The sequence below is a fragment of the Brevundimonas sp. genome (assembly GCF_029946145.1).
Taxonomy (GTDB): domain Bacteria; phylum Pseudomonadota; class Alphaproteobacteria; order Caulobacterales; family Caulobacteraceae; genus Brevundimonas.
This window is the reverse complement of sequence record NZ_JAQSDY010000027.1, coordinates 182,547-199,531: the sequence shown is the minus strand read 5'-3', so window position 1 is coordinate 199,531 and position 16,985 is coordinate 182,547. Positions and strand designations below refer to the sequence as shown.

17 protein-coding genes and 1 riboswitch are annotated in these 16,985 nt (G+C 67.9%); of the genes, 10 read left to right on the top strand and 7 right to left on the bottom strand.

Features of this window, described 5'->3' with window-relative positions; all coding sequences use genetic code 11:
* Positions 1-6: 6 nt before the first annotated feature.
* The gene (locus tag PSV23_RS13055) at positions 7-1,890 is read right to left on the bottom strand and encodes a ribonucleoside-diphosphate reductase subunit alpha (RefSeq protein ID WP_300469662.1); all 1,884 of its coding nucleotides are present in this window, start codon (positions 1,888-1,890) and stop codon (positions 7-9) included.
* A gap of 268 nt (positions 1,891-2,158) precedes the next feature.
* On the opposite strand from PSV23_RS13055, the gene PSV23_RS13050 reads away from it, so the two are divergent.
* The 4 genes from PSV23_RS13050 to PSV23_RS13035 all read left to right on the top strand — a co-directional run bounded on the left by PSV23_RS13050 (position 2,159) and on the right by PSV23_RS13035 (position 6,518).
* Complete coding sequence (locus tag PSV23_RS13050) at positions 2,159-2,938, top strand: phosphatase PAP2 family protein (protein WP_300469660.1); 780 nt, start codon at positions 2,159-2,161, stop codon at positions 2,936-2,938.
* Positions 2,918-3,050: riboswitch (yybP-ykoY riboswitch) on the top strand. It overlaps the preceding gene by 21 nt.
* Positions 3,051-3,213: 163 nt before the next feature.
* Complete coding sequence (locus PSV23_RS13045) at positions 3,214-3,777, top strand: TMEM165/GDT1 family protein (protein ID WP_300469658.1); 564 nt, start codon at positions 3,214-3,216, stop codon at positions 3,775-3,777.
* 49 nt (positions 3,778-3,826) lie between these two features.
* The gene (locus PSV23_RS13040; RefSeq protein ID WP_300469655.1) at positions 3,827-4,219 is read left to right on the top strand and encodes a VanZ family protein; all 393 of its coding nucleotides are present in this window, start codon (positions 3,827-3,829) and stop codon (positions 4,217-4,219) included.
* Positions 4,220-4,394: 175 nt separating this feature from the next.
* Entirely contained in the window at positions 4,395-6,518 is a 2,124-nt protein-coding gene (locus PSV23_RS13035) for a response regulator (protein WP_300469653.1), read from the top strand.
* On the opposite strand, the gene PSV23_RS13030 is transcribed toward PSV23_RS13035, so the two are convergent.
* Positions 6,515-7,165, bottom strand: a complete 651-nt coding sequence (locus PSV23_RS13030; protein WP_370461080.1) for a glutathione S-transferase family protein — start codon at positions 7,163-7,165, stop codon at positions 6,515-6,517. The two genes, PSV23_RS13035 and PSV23_RS13030, sit on opposite strands and share 4 nt — an antisense overlap.
* Before the next feature lie 238 nt (positions 7,166-7,403).
* Here PSV23_RS13030 and PSV23_RS13025 point away from each other — a divergent pair, with 238 nt between their 5' ends.
* A complete protein-coding gene (locus PSV23_RS13025; RefSeq protein WP_300469651.1) occupies positions 7,404-7,946 on the top strand; it encodes a hypothetical protein in 543 nt (180 codons plus the stop codon).
* Between the two features lie 224 nt (positions 7,947-8,170).
* On the top strand, positions 8,171-9,214 hold the full coding sequence (locus PSV23_RS13020) for a ribonucleotide-diphosphate reductase subunit beta (protein ID WP_300469649.1): 1,044 nt from the start codon (positions 8,171-8,173) through the stop codon (positions 9,212-9,214).
* 123 nt (positions 9,215-9,337) lie between these two features.
* Here the strand turns inward: PSV23_RS13020 and PSV23_RS13015 are convergent, their stop codons facing one another.
* The 5 genes from PSV23_RS13015 to PSV23_RS12995 all read right to left on the bottom strand — a co-directional run bounded on the left by PSV23_RS13015 (position 9,338) and on the right by PSV23_RS12995 (position 13,796).
* Positions 9,338-10,096, bottom strand: a complete 759-nt coding sequence (locus tag PSV23_RS13015) for a molybdopterin-binding protein (protein WP_300469646.1) — start codon at positions 10,094-10,096, stop codon at positions 9,338-9,340.
* On the bottom strand, positions 10,093-10,917 hold the full coding sequence (locus PSV23_RS13010; RefSeq protein WP_300469644.1) for a cytochrome b/b6 domain-containing protein: 825 nt from the start codon (positions 10,915-10,917) through the stop codon (positions 10,093-10,095). Before PSV23_RS13010 ends, PSV23_RS13015 begins: the two co-directional genes overlap by 4 nt.
* Before the next feature lie 71 nt (positions 10,918-10,988).
* The gene (locus PSV23_RS13005) at positions 10,989-11,468 is read right to left on the bottom strand and encodes a cell wall hydrolase (protein ID WP_300469642.1); all 480 of its coding nucleotides are present in this window, start codon (positions 11,466-11,468) and stop codon (positions 10,989-10,991) included.
* Between the two features lie 101 nt (positions 11,469-11,569).
* Positions 11,570-13,033 carry a HAMP domain-containing sensor histidine kinase gene (locus tag PSV23_RS13000; RefSeq protein ID WP_300469640.1) on the bottom strand — a complete coding sequence of 488 codons (1,464 nt, stop codon included), beginning with the start codon at positions 13,031-13,033 and terminating at the stop codon, positions 11,570-11,572.
* Between the two features lie 40 nt (positions 13,034-13,073).
* Complete coding sequence (locus PSV23_RS12995) at positions 13,074-13,796, bottom strand: TVP38/TMEM64 family protein (RefSeq protein WP_300469638.1); 723 nt, start codon at positions 13,794-13,796, stop codon at positions 13,074-13,076.
* A 119-nt stretch (positions 13,797-13,915) separates the two neighbouring features.
* Here PSV23_RS12995 and rpmH point away from each other — a divergent pair, with 119 nt between their 5' ends.
* From rpmH to yihA, 4 genes are read left to right on the top strand one after another with little or no spacing between them, the layout of a single operon-like run.
* Positions 13,916-14,050, top strand: a complete 135-nt coding sequence (rpmH, locus tag PSV23_RS12990) for a 50S ribosomal protein L34 (RefSeq protein ID WP_003164000.1) — start codon at positions 13,916-13,918, stop codon at positions 14,048-14,050.
* A 26-nt stretch (positions 14,051-14,076) separates the two neighbouring features.
* On the top strand, positions 14,077-14,478 hold the full coding sequence (rnpA, locus tag PSV23_RS12985; RefSeq protein ID WP_300469636.1) for a ribonuclease P protein component: 402 nt from the start codon (positions 14,077-14,079) through the stop codon (positions 14,476-14,478).
* A 5-nt stretch (positions 14,479-14,483) separates the two neighbouring features.
* On the top strand, positions 14,484-16,274 hold the full coding sequence (gene yidC, locus PSV23_RS12980; protein ID WP_300469634.1) for a membrane protein insertase YidC: 1,791 nt from the start codon (positions 14,484-14,486) through the stop codon (positions 16,272-16,274).
* A 3-nt stretch (positions 16,275-16,277) separates the two neighbouring features.
* On the top strand, positions 16,278-16,919 hold the full coding sequence (yihA, locus tag PSV23_RS12975) for a ribosome biogenesis GTP-binding protein YihA/YsxC (protein WP_300469632.1): 642 nt from the start codon (positions 16,278-16,280) through the stop codon (positions 16,917-16,919).
* The last annotated feature ends 66 nt before the right edge of the window (positions 16,920-16,985 follow it).

Here is a 16,985-nt window from a genome sequence, read left to right as displayed (position 1 = left end):
CCTGGGTCACTGGCAGGCCAGGCACTCGTCATAGTCTGTGCGCGCCGCCGAGAAGAGATCGGGCTGGTTCGGATCGACCTCGACCTCGACCTTGTTTTCGGCGCCCGCGAAGGCGGCCCGCTGAACCGACTTGGAGCGTAGATAGTAGAGCGATTTCACGCCCTTCTCCCAGGCCGACCAGTGCAGCATGTGCAGGTCCCATTTGTTGACGTCGCCGGGGATGAACAGGTTGATCGACTGGGCCTGGCAGATTTCCGGGGCCCGGTCGGCCGACAGTTCGACGATCCAGCGCTGGTCCAGTTCGAAGGCGGTCTTGAAGATGGATTTCTCGTCGTCGTTCAGGCCTTCGAGATGCTGGACCGAGCCCTCGTGCTCCAGGATCGACGACCAGACCTCGCTGGTGTCGATGCCCTTCTCGCCCAGCACCTTCTCCAGATAGGGGTTCTTGACCGCGAACGAGCCCGACAGGGTCTTGTGGGTGTAGATGTTGGCCGGGATCGGCTCGATGCCGGCCGAGGTGCCGCCGCAGATGATCGAGATCGAGGCGGTCGGGGCGATCGCCATCTTGTGGCTGAACCGCTCCAGCACGCCGCGCTCGGCGGCGTCCTCGCAGGCGCCCTTCTCTTCGGCCAGAACGCGGCTGGCCTTGTCGGCCTCGCGGCGCAGGTGTTTGAACAGCCGCATGTTCCACGACTTGGCCATGGCGCTTTCGAAGGCCACGCCCTGGGACTGCAGGAAGGAGTGGAAGCCCATCAGACCGAGGCCGACCGAACGCTCGCGCCTGGCGGAATAGACGGCCGCGGCCATGGCGGGCGGGGCGCGGCGGATGAAATCTTCCAGCACATTGTCGAGGAAGCGCATGACGTCCTCGACGAATTTCGGCTCCTCGCGCCACTCCAGGAACATCTCGGCGTTGACCGAGGACAGGCAGCAGACGGCGGTGCGGTCGACGCCGAGGTGGTCGCGGCCTGTGTGCAGCATGATCTCGGCGCACAGGTTGGATTGTTTGACCGACAGGCCCAGCTCGCGCTGATGCGGCGCCATCTGGCGGTTCACGGTGTCCGAGAAGATCAGATAGGGCTCGCCGGTCTGCAGGCGGATCTCGAGGATCTTCTGCCACAGGGCGCGGGCGTCGACGGTCTTCACCACCGCCTGGTCCTTGGGCGACAGAAGGTCGAACGTCCGGCCGTCGCGGACGGCCTCCATGAAGGCGTCCGAGATGTTGATGCCGTGGTGCAGGTTCAGGGATTTGCGGTTGAAGTCGCCCGAGGGTTTGCGGATCTCGAGGAACTCCTCGATCTCGGGATGGTGGACGTCCAGGTACACCGCCGCCGAGCCGCGGCGCAGCGAACCCTGGCTGATCGCCAGCGTCAGGGAGTCCATCACGCGGATGAAGGGGATGATGCCCGAGGTCTGCCCCGCGCCCTTGACCTTCTCGCCGATCGACCGGACGCCGCCCCAGTAGGTGCCGATGCCGCCGCCGTTCGAGGCCAGGGCGACGTTCTCGTTCCACACGGACTGGATGCCGTCGAGGCTGTCGGCGACCGAGTTGAGGAAGCAGCTGATCGGCAGGCCGCGGTCGGCGCCGCCGTTCGACAGCACCGGCGTCGAGGGCATGAACCACAGCTTCGACATATAGTCATAGACGCGCTGGGCGTGGTCGGCGTCGTCGGCGTAGGCCGTGGCGACGCGGGCGAACATGTCCTGGTAGCTCTCGCCGGCCAGCAGATAGCGATCCTCCAGCGTCTTCTTGCCGAAGTCGGTCAGCAGGTCGTCACGGGACCGGTCGAGCTGAATGGATCTCACCACGGACAGATGGGGACGCGCGGTCGCATCACCGTCCGCCGGGGACACGAAATCAACCGTCTTCAACGCTTCGCCGCCAGCCATGGTATTCGCCGCCCTGAACAAAATCGAATGGGTGTCCCCGCGCTCCAAACCACAAGACCTAGTGGCTGAAGCGCTCCCCAAGCCCACATATGGGGCGCAGATGGCTAACCAACCGTCAACGGGGTTGACGATCACTTTCTGGGCGAATCGGTATCAAGGCGGGGGATGAGCCTGTGGACAGGCCGCGACGAGGGCGTGACAGGCCGACCTGTCGAATATCACGAACGCGTGAGGGGAACGGTCTCACAAGCGGGACCGTTAGGCACCGATGACATCGCAGCAGACGATCACCTTTTTGCGCCGCATGCTGCGTATCGCCCGAACCGAAATCGCGGCGGTGTCCGCCCTGTTCATCGTCGCTCTCGGCGTCATGACCTTCGTCGAGGTCGCCGACGACGTGACCGGGACCGAAGGCCAGGCCTTCGATCAGGCGGTGCTGACCTGGATGCAGCCGGCGCCGGGCGATCCCCGCGGGCCTTGGTGGCTCAAGGAGGCGGCCGCCGACCTGACCTCGCTGGGCGGCATATCCGTGCTGACCCTGTTCGCCCTCATCGCCATCGCCTTCCTGCTGATCCAGAGAAAGCGGCTGTCCGCCCTGCTGCTGGTGCTGGGCCTCGCCGGCGGCGTCGCCCTCAGCGAAGGCCTCAAGGACCTGTTCAGCCGCCAGCGCCCTCCCTCGGACTTCCAGGCGGTGGACACGCTGAACGCCAGCTTCCCCTCGGGCCACGCCCTGCTGTCGACGGTCTTCTACCTGACCCTCGGCGTCATGCTGACCCGCGCCTTTCCCCGCACGCATCTGAAAGCGTTCGTGCTGGGCGCGGCCATGCTGATCGCCCTGCTGATCGGATTGACGCGGGTCTATCTGGGCGCTCACTGGGCTTCGGACGTTTTCGCCGGCTGGTGCGCCGGCGCCGCCTGGGCCATGGCGTTGTGGCTCGTCGCCTACGCCATCGGGCGGCGGCAGGCTGTCCGCGACAAGGGCCTGCACGACGAGGTCTTGCCGCCGGAGCCCATGGCGGATACACCGCCCGCCGTCATCGGGGAGTAGCCGCCCGCACCGATCAGCGGGGTTCGCGTCAACACACTTCCTCTCGCCCGGAGAGGATGGCGCGTTCTTTAAGTGGCCCTATCGCCTCGCGCGCGGCGCGAGGCTGCTTGAGGGCGGACCGTATCGGTCCTCAAGCAGCGAGCCCTGGACCTGGTCCGGGGCGAGCGTGGGACCACCTACATGGCAAGACCGCTGGCTTCGCAGGGTGCTTCCACGCGGGGGCCGGCTGCGGATGCCAATGGTCTGTCCGCCGAACCCCCGCGCATGAAGTTGAGTTGGAAACCTTCCTGATATCGACCGGCCTCGTCTCCATCGCGGAGATCGGAGACAAGACCATGCTGCTGGCCATCATGCTGGCGGCGACCTGGCGGCGTCCGCTGCCCATCATCCTCGGCATCCTGGCGGCCACGGTGGCCAATCACGCCTTCGCGGCACTGGCGGGTTCCCTGCTGGCGCGCTTCATGGACGGAGAGTGGCTGCGCTGGGGCGTGGGCCTGGCCTTCATCGGCTTCGCCGCCTGGGCCCTGATCCCCGACCGGTTCGACGAACAGCCGGACATGACCGAAAAAACCTTCGCCGGCGTGTTCTGGACCACCGCGGCCGCCTTCTTCCTGATCGAGATGGGCGACAAGACCCAGGTCGCGACCGCCATGCTCGCGGCCCGGTTCAACGACCTGGTGCTGGTCGTCGCGGGCTCGACCCTGGGAATGATGCTGGTCAACGCGCCGGCTGTCCTGCTCGGCGAGGCGGCGGCGCGCAGACTGCCGCTGACATGGATTCGCCTTGCGGCCGCCGCAGGGTTTGCGGCGACCGGGGTGTGGGTTCTGCTCGCGCGCTGATACAAGCCCCTTCCTCCCTCCGCCGAGTGCCTGTCCGATGAAGCTCCTGATGCGCCTCACGGCGGTTGTCCTGCTGGTGGTGATCATCGGGTCCATGGTCGGCCCGTTCCAGAATGTCGAGGCCGCCGCCAACGTCTGGGACAAGGCCGCCCATTTCGTCGCCTTCGGCCTGATCCTCTGGAGCATCGGCGTGCTCCTCCGCCGCCTGCCACGCACCCTGGCGGCGCTTTCGGCCTTCCTGCTGGGCGGAACGGTCGAGCTGGTTCAGGGAATGGTCGGCCGCGACGCCAGCTGGGGCGATATTCTCGCCGATGGCCTGGGCATCCTGACCGCGCTGTTGCTCTGGGCGATCTGGCGGCGGTTCGAACCGCGAACGGCGTTTCAGACCTCGAAGACCCCACAGGGCGGGTCGCCCCGGCTTTCGCGGCGCGGGCAGGGGTGAGGTTGTAGCCCGCGCCCCTTGCTGGTCGGACCCTCCTCCCGGGACGGCGTTCCGCGTCGTGGTTGGGACGGATTTGTTTACCCCTTCACCTTAACGCTCCGCAGGTTCGGTATGGGCCGGGGGGAGGCTCGGGTTGAAGGGTCGTTGGCGCTTGTTCAGGCATGAAGCGGGCCGTGTGGCGGGACCGCCGCCCTGGGCCTATGTGCTGCTGTTCGCGGCCTCGCAGCTGATAGGCCACTGGAGCGTGGCCACCTACGGCACGGTCCTGATCTGGCTTTCGAACGGCATCATGGCGGCGGCCCTGCTGCAGCTGCATCGGCGGCCCGCGCTCGGCGTCCTGTTCGCCTGCTTCCTGATCAACATCTTCAGCAATGTCATCCGCGGCGACCCTGGAGTTCTTCTGGGGCTCAACGCGGTGATGAACGTGGGCGAGGCCGCTCTGGCCGCCCTGCTGGCGCGACGGGTCTGCGGCGCGGCGCTGGACATGCGCCGCCCGCGAAGGCTGTTCGCCTTCGGCCTGTTCGCCGCCGCTCCCGCCGTGGCCGTGACGGCGGTGGCGGGTTTCGGCTCCCTGATGCTGGTCCGCCATACGCCGGTCACCGTCGCCAGCATGTTCGGCATCTATTCCTTCGTCATCGTCGAGCTGCTCGGCCTTCTGCTGGTCACCCCGGTCCTGCTGCTGCTGGCGCGCGCTCACCGGTTCCATGGGACGACGCGTGCGCGTTGGCCAGAGGCGACCGCCCTGATCGCGCTGATGCTGGCCGTGACCGGCGTGGCCTTCTGGCAGAACGACGCGCCTTTGGGATTCCTCTGCTTCCTGCCGATGCTGCTGATCGCCCTGCGGCTGTCGCCGACCACCGCCGCGGTCGCCCTGATCGGCATGGCGGCCGTCAGCGGCGTCGCGACCGTGACCGGGCACGGCCCCGTGCATCTGACCCGGCTGGCGGACATCCCCGGCCTGGAAGCCGTCCCGCCCATGCTGCGCCGGCTGGGCGTCTACAATCTGTTCCTGTTGGCCATGGTGGTGACCGTGCTGCCCGTCTCGACGGTCATGACCGAGCGCCGCCGGCTCGAGGCGCGGCTGCGCGCCCGGACGGTCGCGGCCCAGGAGGCCCGTCGCAAGGCCGAGGACGCCGCCGCCGCCCGTTCCCGTTTCCTGGCCATGATGAGCCATGAGATGCGCACGCCCCTGAACGGCGTCGCGGGCTTCGCGGACGTGCTGGCGAGCCGGCCGGAGCTGGACGCCACCGCCCTGCGGCAGGCGCGGCAGATTCGGGAATCCAGCGACGGTCTGCTGATGCTGGTCGAGGACATTCTGGACTTCGCCCGCGGCGACGATGCGCTTTCGCCCGAGGCGCTGGACCTGGCCGCTGTGGCGCGCGAGGCCATTGTCCCCAGCCGGGCTGCGGCCGACGCCCGGGGGTTGGTCCTGACGATCGACGACCGTCTGCACGAAAACACGCGCTTCATGTGCGACCGCCGGGCGCTGCGTCAGGCGCTGCACCCCATGGTCGCCAATGCGGTCAAATTCACCGAACGGGGCGAGGTCACGATCCGGCTGGACCGGTCGCCGGACGGCGTCTGCATCCGCGTTTCGGACACGGGCGCGGGCATCGAGCCCGCGCTGCTGCCGGAACTGTTCGAAGCCTTCGCCCAGGGTGACGCCTCGATCCGGCGAAGCCACTGCGGCGTGGGTCTGGGTCTTGCGCTGGCCGCCAGGCACGTCCGCCGCCTGGACGGAAGCATCGATGTCGACAGCCGGCTGGGCGAGGGGTCGACCTTCATCATCAACCTGCCCCTGCCGCGCGCGCCCGACGCCATGGAGGAGCCCGCCCGACCCGAGCCCGAAGCCGGCGACGAGGATGCGGGCGAGGACGCCGGCGCCCGCACGCCGCGCGTGCTGGTCGTCGACGATCATCCGGTCAACCGCGAGGTCGCCCGCATCATGCTGGAAGCCTTCGGCTGCGAGGTGGTCGAGGTCTGCGACGGCCAGCAGGCGATCGACGCCGTCGCCGGCCAGCCGTTCGACCTGGTGCTGATGGACGTACGCATGCCCCACATGGACGGGCTGGAGGCGACGCGCCGCATCCGCGCCCTGCCGGGGCCCGAGTGCGGCCTGGCGATCGTGGCCATGACCGCCGACGCCATGCCCGAGGACGTGGTCCGGTGCCTGGCCTCCGGCATGAACGCCCATATGGCCAAGCCCATCAACCAGGCCGGCCTGCTGGCGGTGGTGAACCGCGCCCTGGCCGGCGACCTTCCGGAGGCGCGGGTCCCGGTCGAGGCCGCCGCGGCCTAGCTTCCGTACCTTCCCTTCAACGGGAAACGGTCGGCCCAGAAGGCTTCCAGCTCCGGCAGGGCGTCGACGCGGCGCATGACAGCCCCCATCCGCGGCGCGACCTCGTGGAACCGCTTGCGGTGCGGGGTCCAGCGGCTGGCGACGGCGACATAGAGGTCCAGCACCGTCGGCTCCGGTCCCAGCAGGAAGCCGTCCGGGACGATCTGGCTTTCCATCTTCGCCCAGCAATCCGCGATCCGTTCGGCGGTGCGGGTCTTGATCAGCGCCCGGGCGGCCGGATCGTCGCCGGCCAGCCGGGCCGGCTCGTCGCGGACCCAGTACATCGAATAGATCGCGGCCGGGACGAAACACATCCAGCGCAGGAACTGTCCCCGGCCCGGGTCGCACGGTTCGGGGCCCAGCGCCGCCTCGGGATGCTGTTCGGCCAGCCAGATCAGGATGGCGGCGCTTTCGGTGATCGTTTCTCCGGCCGGGGTCACGAGCGCCGGGATCTGCCGCATCGGATTCACGGCCGCGACCTTGTCGCGTTCGGCGTCTCCCTCCCAGGTCACGGCCTCGACGACCCGATAGGGCGCGCCGATCAGGGTCAGGGCGGCCTCGACCGGGACCGAGCCCGAACCGGCGGCGCCATAGACGGTGTAGGTCATGTCGATCTCCTCTGAAGCCTGTGTGCGCCGGAACGCAAAATGGGGCCCGCGAGATTTTCGGACGAATTCATAAGCGGGACTTGCGGCTGGCCCGGTGTCCGACCCCACTTTCCTCAAGGCCGGCAATCCGCGGCCAACCAGACGACTTTCCATCCGTTGTACTTTGAAAATCCGCGCTTTCTTGCCCCAGGCAGCGTCATTTGCCCGCCGCAGGAAGGCCCGCGCGCACAATAGGTCTATGACCCAACCTGAAAATCCCATCCCCGCCTCGCCGTCTTCCGACCTCTGGGCTCGCGCCCGTGAAGACTATCTCTCCGGCGTCTCCGCCCCCGTCGTCGCCGAACGCCTTGGCGTGTCCGAGCGCACCCTGCGCCGCCGGGCCGCCGCCGGGGGTTGGCGCCGGGCCGACGGTTCGACCACGGGATGCGAGGGTCCGCGATCGCGGAGCCGCGGTTGCTTCTCGCGGGAAGAGGCCCTCGCCCGGATTCCTGAGTTGGCCGACGTCGAGCAGGCGGCGTTCACCGACCGTTTCAACCTCCTGGTCCAGCCGGATCAGAAGAGTCTGCGGCGGTTCGCGTTCGAACAGGCGGCCGAGGCGGCGGCATTGTCCCGGCCGGCGGAGTCCCTCGTCTGGATGCGGCTGGTCCAGGCGCTCGAACGCACCGGCGACCGGATTGAGCGCGAAGCCCCCGGCTTCCGTGACCCGGACTACATCCGTGCGGCCTTTTTCCGCGAGGAGGCGGCTTCGAGAGCGCGGGCGCCCGCGTCGGCCGAGGATTGAGCGTGGCGCGAATTGGCGCGGTTGGCGCCCCGAATTCCCGGAACCGCGCCACGGCGGGCTCCGGTTTCGTCCCTGTCTTCTCCCCAGAAGATTGCGGTATGCCTACCACATCTAGCGGTCGCGGAAAAAGTGATCGCAATATAGCCGCATTTCGACTTGGCGCCGCGTCCTTCCGCCCGCATTGTGGGCCCATCCTCGGATTCCCCGACAGAGCCTCAGCACCCATGAACGCGCACGTCTCGATCACCCCCACGACCGCCGGCCTGCTGACCCCCTCGGCGGCCTACAAGCCGTTCCGCTACCCGTGGGCCTTCGACATGTGGAAGAAGCAGCAGCAGGTCCACTGGATGCCTGAAGAGGTGCCGCTGGGCGAGGACATGAAGGACTGGGCGGTCAATCTGACCGACAGCGAGCGCAATCTGCTGACGCAGATCTTCCGCTTCTTCACTCAGGCCGACATCGAGGTCCAGGACAACTACATGGAAAAATACGGTCGGGTGTTCAAACCGACCGAGGTCAAGATGATGCTGGCGTCCTTCGCCAACATGGAGACCATCCACATCGCGGCCTACGCCCTGCTGCTCGAGACCATCGGCATGCCCGAGAGCGAGTTCGGCGCCTTCATGGAATACGAGGCCATGCGCGACAAGCATGACTTCATGGGCAAGTTCGGGGTCGAGACCAACGGCGACATCGCCCGGACGCTGGCCATGTTCGGCGGCTTCTCGGAGGGGCTGCAGCTGTTCGCCTCGTTCGCGATGCTGATGAATTTCCCGCGCCAGAACAAGATGAAGGGCATGGGCCAGATCATCAGCTGGTCGGTGCGCGACGAGAGCCTGCACTGCGAAGGCATCATCAAGCTGTACCACGCCTTCAACAAGGAAACGGGGGCGGTCACGCCGCAGGTCGCCGCCGACATCGTCGACTGCTGCAAGACCGTGATCGAGATGGAGGACCGCTTTATCGACCTCGCCTTCGAGATGGGCCCGGTCAACGGCATGACTGCGGACGACATCAAACAGTACATCCGCTTCATCGCCGACTGGCGCCTGCGCCAGCTGCACCTGCCCGAGGTCTATGGCGTCAAGGAAAACCCGCTGCCCTGGCTGCAGTCGCTGCTGTCGGGCGTGGAACACGCCAACTTCTTCGAGGCCCGCGCCACCGAATACTCCAAGGCCGCCACCACCGGCGCCTGGCACGGCGCCGAGGGCGTCTGGGGCAGTTTCGACGCCATGATGAAGAAACGGGCCGAGGGCGCGGAGGCCTGAGCGCAGCGGTCCTTCTGCTGTTGGGAGAAGGGGACCCGACGGCCCGCCCTCACCCTTTCGCCTTCACCGATCGCTTCGCTCCCGGAGGCTCAAGCCCTCTCCCGACGGGAGAGGGACGGGTCTTCAGATCCCCGCGAACCACTCATAGCCCCGGTCTTCCCAATACCCGCCCTTGCCCCCGCCGATGTGGGCCAGGCTTTCCACCGCCTCGATCCGCCTGATGTATTTCGCGTGCTTGTACCCGATCTGCCGCTCGACCCTCAGGCGCAGCGGGGCCCCATGCGGGACGGGTAGAACCTCGCCGTTCATGCCGTAGGCCAGGATGGTCTGGGGGTGCCGGGCGTCGATCAGGTCGATGCTCTCATAGTAGCGCTCGCCGTCCTCGCGCTGATCCAGGGCGTCGAAACAGTGGAAGACGATGTAGCGGGCTTCGGGCGTCAGACCGGCCTCGTCCAGCAGGGTCTCCAGCCGCACGCCGGTCCATTCGCCGATCGAGGTCCAGCCCTCGACGCAGTCGTGCTTGGTGATCTGCGTCTGCGCCGGTCGGGCGCGCAGCTCGGCCAGGCTCAGCGACAGCGGCCGCTCCACCAGCCCGTCGACGGTCAGCCGATAGTCGGCGAACCCGCCCGCCTTCAGCGCCACATAGTCGGCCGCCGCCGGATCGATCGAGCCATTGGCCCTGAAGTCCGGCGAAATCTCGGCCCGGCTGTAGGTCGGAGCCAGGGCGTCTCGCGGGATCAGCAGCCGCTGGGCGCGACGGGTCAGGCCCTCGCCCATGCGCCGGGCCTGTTCAGCCAGACTGGTTCCCGCCTGATTGCAGGCGGAAAGCAGGGCGGTTGCGGCCGTGGCGACGGCGCCGGTCAGCCAGCGGCGGCGGTTCATGGGGCGTCTCCCTCGTCTGCCGGTCGCCTGCGCCCGAGCTTCGGCCCGGCGGCGGAGCCCGGCGGCTGGATCACGAACCAGCCGGTGATCATCGACCGCATGTTGTTGAACAGGCCCGTCCAGATCACCAGTCCGACGTGGACGATGATGAAGCCGACGATCAGCCCGGCGGAGATGAAGTGTAGCGTCCTTGCGGACTGCCGCCCGCCCATGATCTCAAGCAGCACCCCGCCGATCGCGTTGAAGCCGGGCGACATCGACAGGCCGGTGATCAGCATCATCGGCAGAACGATCAGGATCATCGCCGCATAGGTCAGCTTCTGGATCACATTATAGGCGCGGGCGTGATCGTCGGTCGGGAAGTGGAAGCGGGCGTGCTCGGCCACGGACGCCCCGAACCCTCTCAGCTCCGTCCCGGTCGGCCAGATGCGGCGGCCGAACCGCCGGGTCAGCAAGCCGTGCGCCAGATAGACCAGCCCGTTGGCGACGAAGATCCAGGCGAACAGAAAGTGATAATTCCGCGCCTCCGCCAGGCTGCGCCCCTGCGGGATCAGCAGCCAGTTCGGCAGGGGCGGTAGGCTGACCCACGGATCGGCGAAGGTCGACCGCACGCCCCAGTACAGATGCGGATGGGCCAGCAGGATGTTCAGCCCGCTCATGATCAGCACCACGACGGCGACGGCGTTCAGCCAGTGGCTGATCCGCACCGGCGCCGGGTGCCGGTAGGTATCCGTCCTGCCCCCCGGCAGAGGCCGGTCGGCGCGCCGGTCAGGCCGGCCCTGGGCGCCCTCCGGCGGCGGGTCCGCGGCGATCTCGGTCATGGTCCCTCCAGCGCCCAGGCAGCCTTCCGGGGGAAGCTACGACAAAGCGAACCGAAAGATCACGGCAAGCGTCAGTATTTTGGCGCCGGGGTCGTGACGCAGACCCGCCGCGCCCGTTCGCAGGCGGCGACCTCGGCCTCCCAGGCCGCGCGGCTGCGTTCATAGGCCGCCCGGGCCGAGTTGGCGGCGGCGAGGTCCGCCTCGTACTGGGCGCGCTGGGTCTCCGCCCGCGCCGTCTCCTCGCGCCACCGGGCGCTTTGTCGTTCGTAGGTTTCGGCGGCTTCGGCCTCGGCCCGTTCGGCGGCGGCGTTGCGGGCGGCGATCTCCGCGTTCAGCCGGATCGTCTCGGCGACCTCGGCCGGGTCCTGTTCGGCTTCCGGAGCGGCGCGGTAGCTTTCGCCGCGGAGCCGCAGCCATTCCTCCGAGCCGGGGGCGGCGGTCGCGGCCGTCGTCTTGCCCGAGGCGGTCGCCTGCGGCGGGGTGGTCTGGGCCAGTACAGGAGCGGCGGCCAGCAGAAGCGCGGCGCCGGCGGCGAGGGTGAAGCGGATCATGAAAGCTCCTTCTGACGAAAAGCGTTGCCGTGAAGCTGGGCGGTTTCGCGGCGTTCCACCAGCCATAACGCCGTTCGCGCGATTTGGCGCCGCGCCGGGGCTCAATGCGCGAGGCGCAGCTCGAAGGTGGTGCCGGTCGGCCCTGTTTCGACCAGCGTCAGCTCGCCGCCGTGGCTGGCCGCCAGTTCGCGTGAAATGGCCAGGCCCAGACCCGCTCCGTCCGAGGCGCGGCCGCTGACGAAGGGTTCGAACAGGCTTTCCGACAGGCGCGGCGGAATGCCGGGACCGTCGTCGGCGACGCGGATGACGCAGGCGCCGTCGTCCCCGGACGCCGTCACCCGGACCACGCCCTTGCGGCCCGTGCGCCGGGTGGGGTCGCCTTCGATGGCCTGACGGGCGTTGCGCATCAGATTGACGAGGATGCGGTGCAGCTGGTCGGGATCGGCGTGGACGGCGAAGCGGGCGGGAATGGCCCTGGTCAGACGCACCCCCTCGGCGGTCAGGCCGGCGTCCTCCGCCGCCGCGGCGATGGCCGGAGCCAGGGCGATGCGGACCCGCTGGGGCGGCGGTTCCTCGCTCTTGCCGTACTCCAGCACATTGCGCGACAGGGCGGCGGCGCGGCCCAGGGCGCGCTCCAGCCGGGGCAGGACCCTCGCCACCTCGGGATCGGGCGAGTCTGCCAGCCGCTCCGACGCCAGCTGGGCCGAGGTCAGCATGTTACGCAGGTCGTGATTGATCTTGGCCACAGCCTCCCCCAGCGCCACCAGACGGGCGCGGGAGCGCAGGGAGACGCGCACCTCCTCCTGCATCCGCGCCAGCTCGCGCTCGACCCGGCCGATCTCGTCGTGCCGATCGCTCGGCGGATCGCCTTCGGCCTCGGGCTCGAGGGCGAAACGCTCGATGGAGCGGGTCACCCGCCGCAGGGGCTGCAGCACCAGGAAGGCCAGACCGCCGTACAGCAGTCCCCCCGCCACCAGGGAGATCAGCAGCGACATCAGCAGACTGTTCAGCAGGAAGGCCCGCAGCTCCTGTTTCAGCGGCTGGGCCGGGGCCAGAATCTCGATGAAGTCGCCCGATCGGTAGCGCGGCCGGGCCTGCACCCGGATCGACCGGTCGGGGTGGCCGAACAGGGTGCGCCACGGGTCCATGGTGCGCGCCACGGGCCGGCTCTGACGCAGATCGATCAGATCGGGCGTGCGCGGCAGGTTCGGGGCCTGCAGCAGCAGCCGGCGCACGCCCTGGTCGCCGACGACCACGGCCTGCACCCCGCCGATGGCCAACAACTGCTCGGCGGCGTCGTCCTCGACGGCGGAATAGGGCAGGGCCTCGACCCCGACTGAGGCCAGTTCCGCCGACTGCAGCCGGTCCAGCAGCCAGCGCTCGTGGAAGCTGGCGGCGCTGGGGACGATGATCAGGATCTCCACCACCACGGTGAAGAGGAAGGTCAGCAGCAGCAGCCGCCAGGCCAGGGCGTCGGGGGCATGGAACTTCGCCCGCTCGCGCCAGTCGGCGGGCACGCGAAGGGCCCGCCGGACGTCGCTCAGCAGGGGCCGGAAGTGGTTCATGCGCCGCTTAACGCAAAGCTCGGGCCAAAAGCTGCGCCGTTCACATCGAAACCCTCGAGCCCAGGGCCTTCTGCAGGGCTTTCAACCCGAACGGCAGCACGACCGCCAGTACGAAGACACCCGCCATCGGGGCCCAGAACTGGCCGAACAGGGCCTGGAAGTCCGGATTCGGGTTGGTCATGAGCAGTGTGTTGAGCCGCGCTCCGATCCAGCAATAGATGATGTGGGCGGGCAGCAGGCCGATGACGGTCGCCACTGTATAGGGCGTCAGCCGCACAGCCATGATCCCCGCCGCGACATTGATCATGTGGAACGGCACCACCACGGCCAGGCGCGAGGCCAGCACATACCAGAAGGTGTCCCGGTCGATGGCGTCGCAGATTTTCTTCATCAGACCCAGGTCACGGGCGGCCTTGCGGCGCAGGGCCTCGCCCAGCGCCGTCCGGGCTACGGCATAGACGATCAGGGCGCCGGCGGTAGCCGCGATCGAGGTCGCCACGCCTCCGACCCAGGGGCCGAACAGATAGCCGGCGGTGATGGTGACGAAGAAGACGCCGGGCACGACGCTGGCGGTCAGGACGGCGAACACGGCCATCAGGATCAGCAGGCTGACGATATAATTCCCGGCGGTGAAGTCGCGAAAGGTCTGGCCGTGGTCGCGCAGGGTGTCCAGGGACAGATAGCGGTTCCAGCCCATGGCGAAGATCAGGGCGATGACGCCGGCCAGCAGGATCAGAGGCGCAAAGCGTTTGAACCGGTTCATTCTCTCTCCGCCGAGGGGCTGTTGGCGTTGACAGTTCAGGCCCTGCCGCTTATACGCCCGCCCTTCCCGCGACGGACGTCTTTCCGTCGCCCCTCTGTATTCAGTCCCAGGAGCCGAACGTGAAGCGGACCTATCAGCCGTCGCGACTCGTGCGCAAGCGCCGACACGGCTTCCGTTCCCGGATGGCCACCAAGAACGGCCAGAAGATCGTTGCGCGGCGTCGCGCCAAGGGCCGCAAGCGCCTGACGGCCTAAGTCGTCCGGCGCCTGTGCTCGGGCGCATGGCCGAACTCTTGAAAATCGAACGCATGACTTCGCGGCCCCAGTTTCTGGCGGCCGCGAAGGGCGTTTCAGAGGCCCGTGGCGCCGTGGTGGTTCAGCGGCTGGATCGCCGCGACGACCAGCCGCTTGTGCGGCTGGGCTTCACCGCTACGCGCAAGGTCGGCAACGCTGTCATCCGCAACCGCGCCAAGCGCCGCCTCAGGGAAGCCGCCCGGGCCATGGCGCCCCTGTTGGCGGTCCCCGGCAGCGACTATGTCTTCATCGCCCGCGCGGGCACGGCGGACCGTCCTTGGGACCGTTTGCTTGACGATGTGAAATCGGCGCTTACAAGGCTCGCGACCCCGCGGCCGGCGCCCAAGACCGCGCCCACGACGCCCGCAACCGCCGGCCAGGATTCCTGATCTCCATGCCTCCTCAAGACAACAGCCGAAACACGATCATCTTCGTCGTGATCGCGGCCATCATGCTGATGGCCTACAGCTACTTCGTCATGCAGCCGCAGGCCGAGCGCCGGAAGGCCGCGCAACAGGCCGCCGCCGAGCAGACGACCGCCGCGCCGACCGCCGCGCCGTCGCCCGGCGCCGTCGTCTTTACCGACGACCGTACGGTCGCCCTGGGACGGGGCGGGGCCCGGGTGCCGATCCAGACCGGCACGGTCACCGGCTCGCTGTCGCTGCGCGGCGCGCGGATCGACGACCTGTTCCTGACCCGATACCAGGAGACGATCGAGGAGGGCTCGCCCGCCGTCGAACTGTTCCGGCCCGAGGGCATGCGTCACGCCTACCAGGCCCAGTTCGGCTGGAACGGCCCGAACGTGCCCGGCGGCGTGCCCGGCCCGCAGACGCCCTGGCGGCTGACCGAAGGCGCGACCCTGACGCCGGCCACGCCGGTCACCCTGACCTGGGACAACGGCGCCGGCCTGCGCTTCACGCGCCGTATTGCCATCGACGACCAGTATCTGTTCACGATCACCGACACCGTCGCCAACTTCAGCGCCCAGCCGATCACTATCGCGCCCTGGGGCCGGGTCGAGCGGCAAGGCGTTCCGGACAGTCTGGGCAAGACCCAGATCCTGCATGAAGGCGGCATCGGCACGTTCGGCGCGGACGGAAAATACACCACCCAGCAGCTGAAATACAAAGCCTGGGCCAAGAAGCCGGTGCAGGAGCACACCTCCACCGGCGGCTGGATGGGCATCACCGACAAATACTGGCTGGCCGCCCTGATTCCGCAGCAGAACGAGCGCATCCAGGCCGCCTTCCGCGTCACCGACGCCGCGCACGCCGACATCCATTCGGCCACCATGCTGGGCGAGTCACGCACCGTCGCGCCGGGGCGCCAGATCACCGAGACCCAGCGCCTGTTCGCCGGCGCCAAGCGCAACGAGATCCTGTCCGCCTATGAGAAGGATCTGAACCTCCCGCGCTTCGTCTACGCGATCGACTGGGGCTTCCTGTTCTTCCTGACGCGCCCGATCTTCATGCTGATCGAGTTCTTCTACGGCATTTTCGGAAACTTCGGCCTGGCAATCCTGGGCCTGACCCTGACCGTCCGCCTGATCATGTTCCCGCTGGCCAACAAGAGCTACGAGAGCATGTCCAAGATGCGGACCCTCCAGCCCAAGATGGAGGAGCTGAAGAAGAAGCACCCCGACGATCCCGCCGCTCAGCAGAAGGAGCTGATGGCGCTGTATCAGAGGGAGAAGATCAATCCGCTGGCGGGCTGTCTGCCCTTGCTGCTGCAGATTCCGGTCTTCTACGCGGTCTACAAGATGTTGTTCGTGACCATCGAGATGCGGCACGCGCCGTTCTTCGGCTGGATCCGCGACCTGTCGGCGGCTGATCCCTCGACCCTGTGGAACCTGTACGGCCTGATCCCCTGGGATCCTTCGTCGGCCCCGCTGATCGGCGGCTACCTGACCGGCGCATTCGCGCTCAGCATCCTGGCCATCTTCTACGGCCTGACCATGTGGCTGCAGATGGCGATGAGCCCGCCGGCGCCGGATCCGATGCAGCGCCGCATCTTCCAGTTCATGCCGATCATCTTCACCTTCATCATGGCCACCTTCCCGGCCGGCCTGCTGATCTACTGGGCGTGGTCCAACATCCTGACCATCATCCAGCAGTATGTGATCATGCACCGCCTGAAGGCCGAGAACCCGATCGACACCTTCCTTCTGCGATTCAGGAAGGCCTAGGGGTTGGACGACTTCACCCCCGAGGAACTGGAGCAGGGGCGCATCCTGTTCGCGCGGCCCGCGACCTTCGTCATGGGGTGCGCCAAGATCGAGCAACTGCCCGATCCCGACCTGCCCGAGATCGCCTTCGCCGGCCGTTCCAACGTCGGAAAGTCCAGCCTGATCAATGGCCTGGTCGGCATGCACAAGCTGGCCCGGGCCTCGAACGAGCCGGGCCGCACGCGCGAGGTCAATTTCTTCGACCTCGACGGCAAGCTGCGGCTGGTCGACCTGCCCGGCTACGGCTGGGCCAAGGCGTCCAAATCGACGGTGAGGAAATTCCAGGACCTGGGCCGCGACTATCTGCGGGGGCGGGTCACGCTGAAGCGGGTCTATCTGCTGATCGACGCCCGCCACGGCCTCAAGAAGGTCGACGACGAGGCCCTGGACGCCCTCGATCTGGCCGCCGTCAGCTACCAGATCATCCTGACCAAGGCCGACAAGCTCAAGAAGGGCGAGGCCGAAAAGGTCCAGGCCGAGACGCTGAAGGGCGTGTCCAAGCGCGGCGCCGCCTATCCCGCCGTGATCGTCACCTCGGCCGAGAAAGGCTCCGGCATGCCTGAGCTCCGCGCCGAGATCATGCGCACGACGGGTGTGACGCTGTAATCCGCCTCATCCGCTCATCCCGGCGAAAGCCGGGACCCGGTTCTGCCCAGCCTGGCGCTTGCGTTT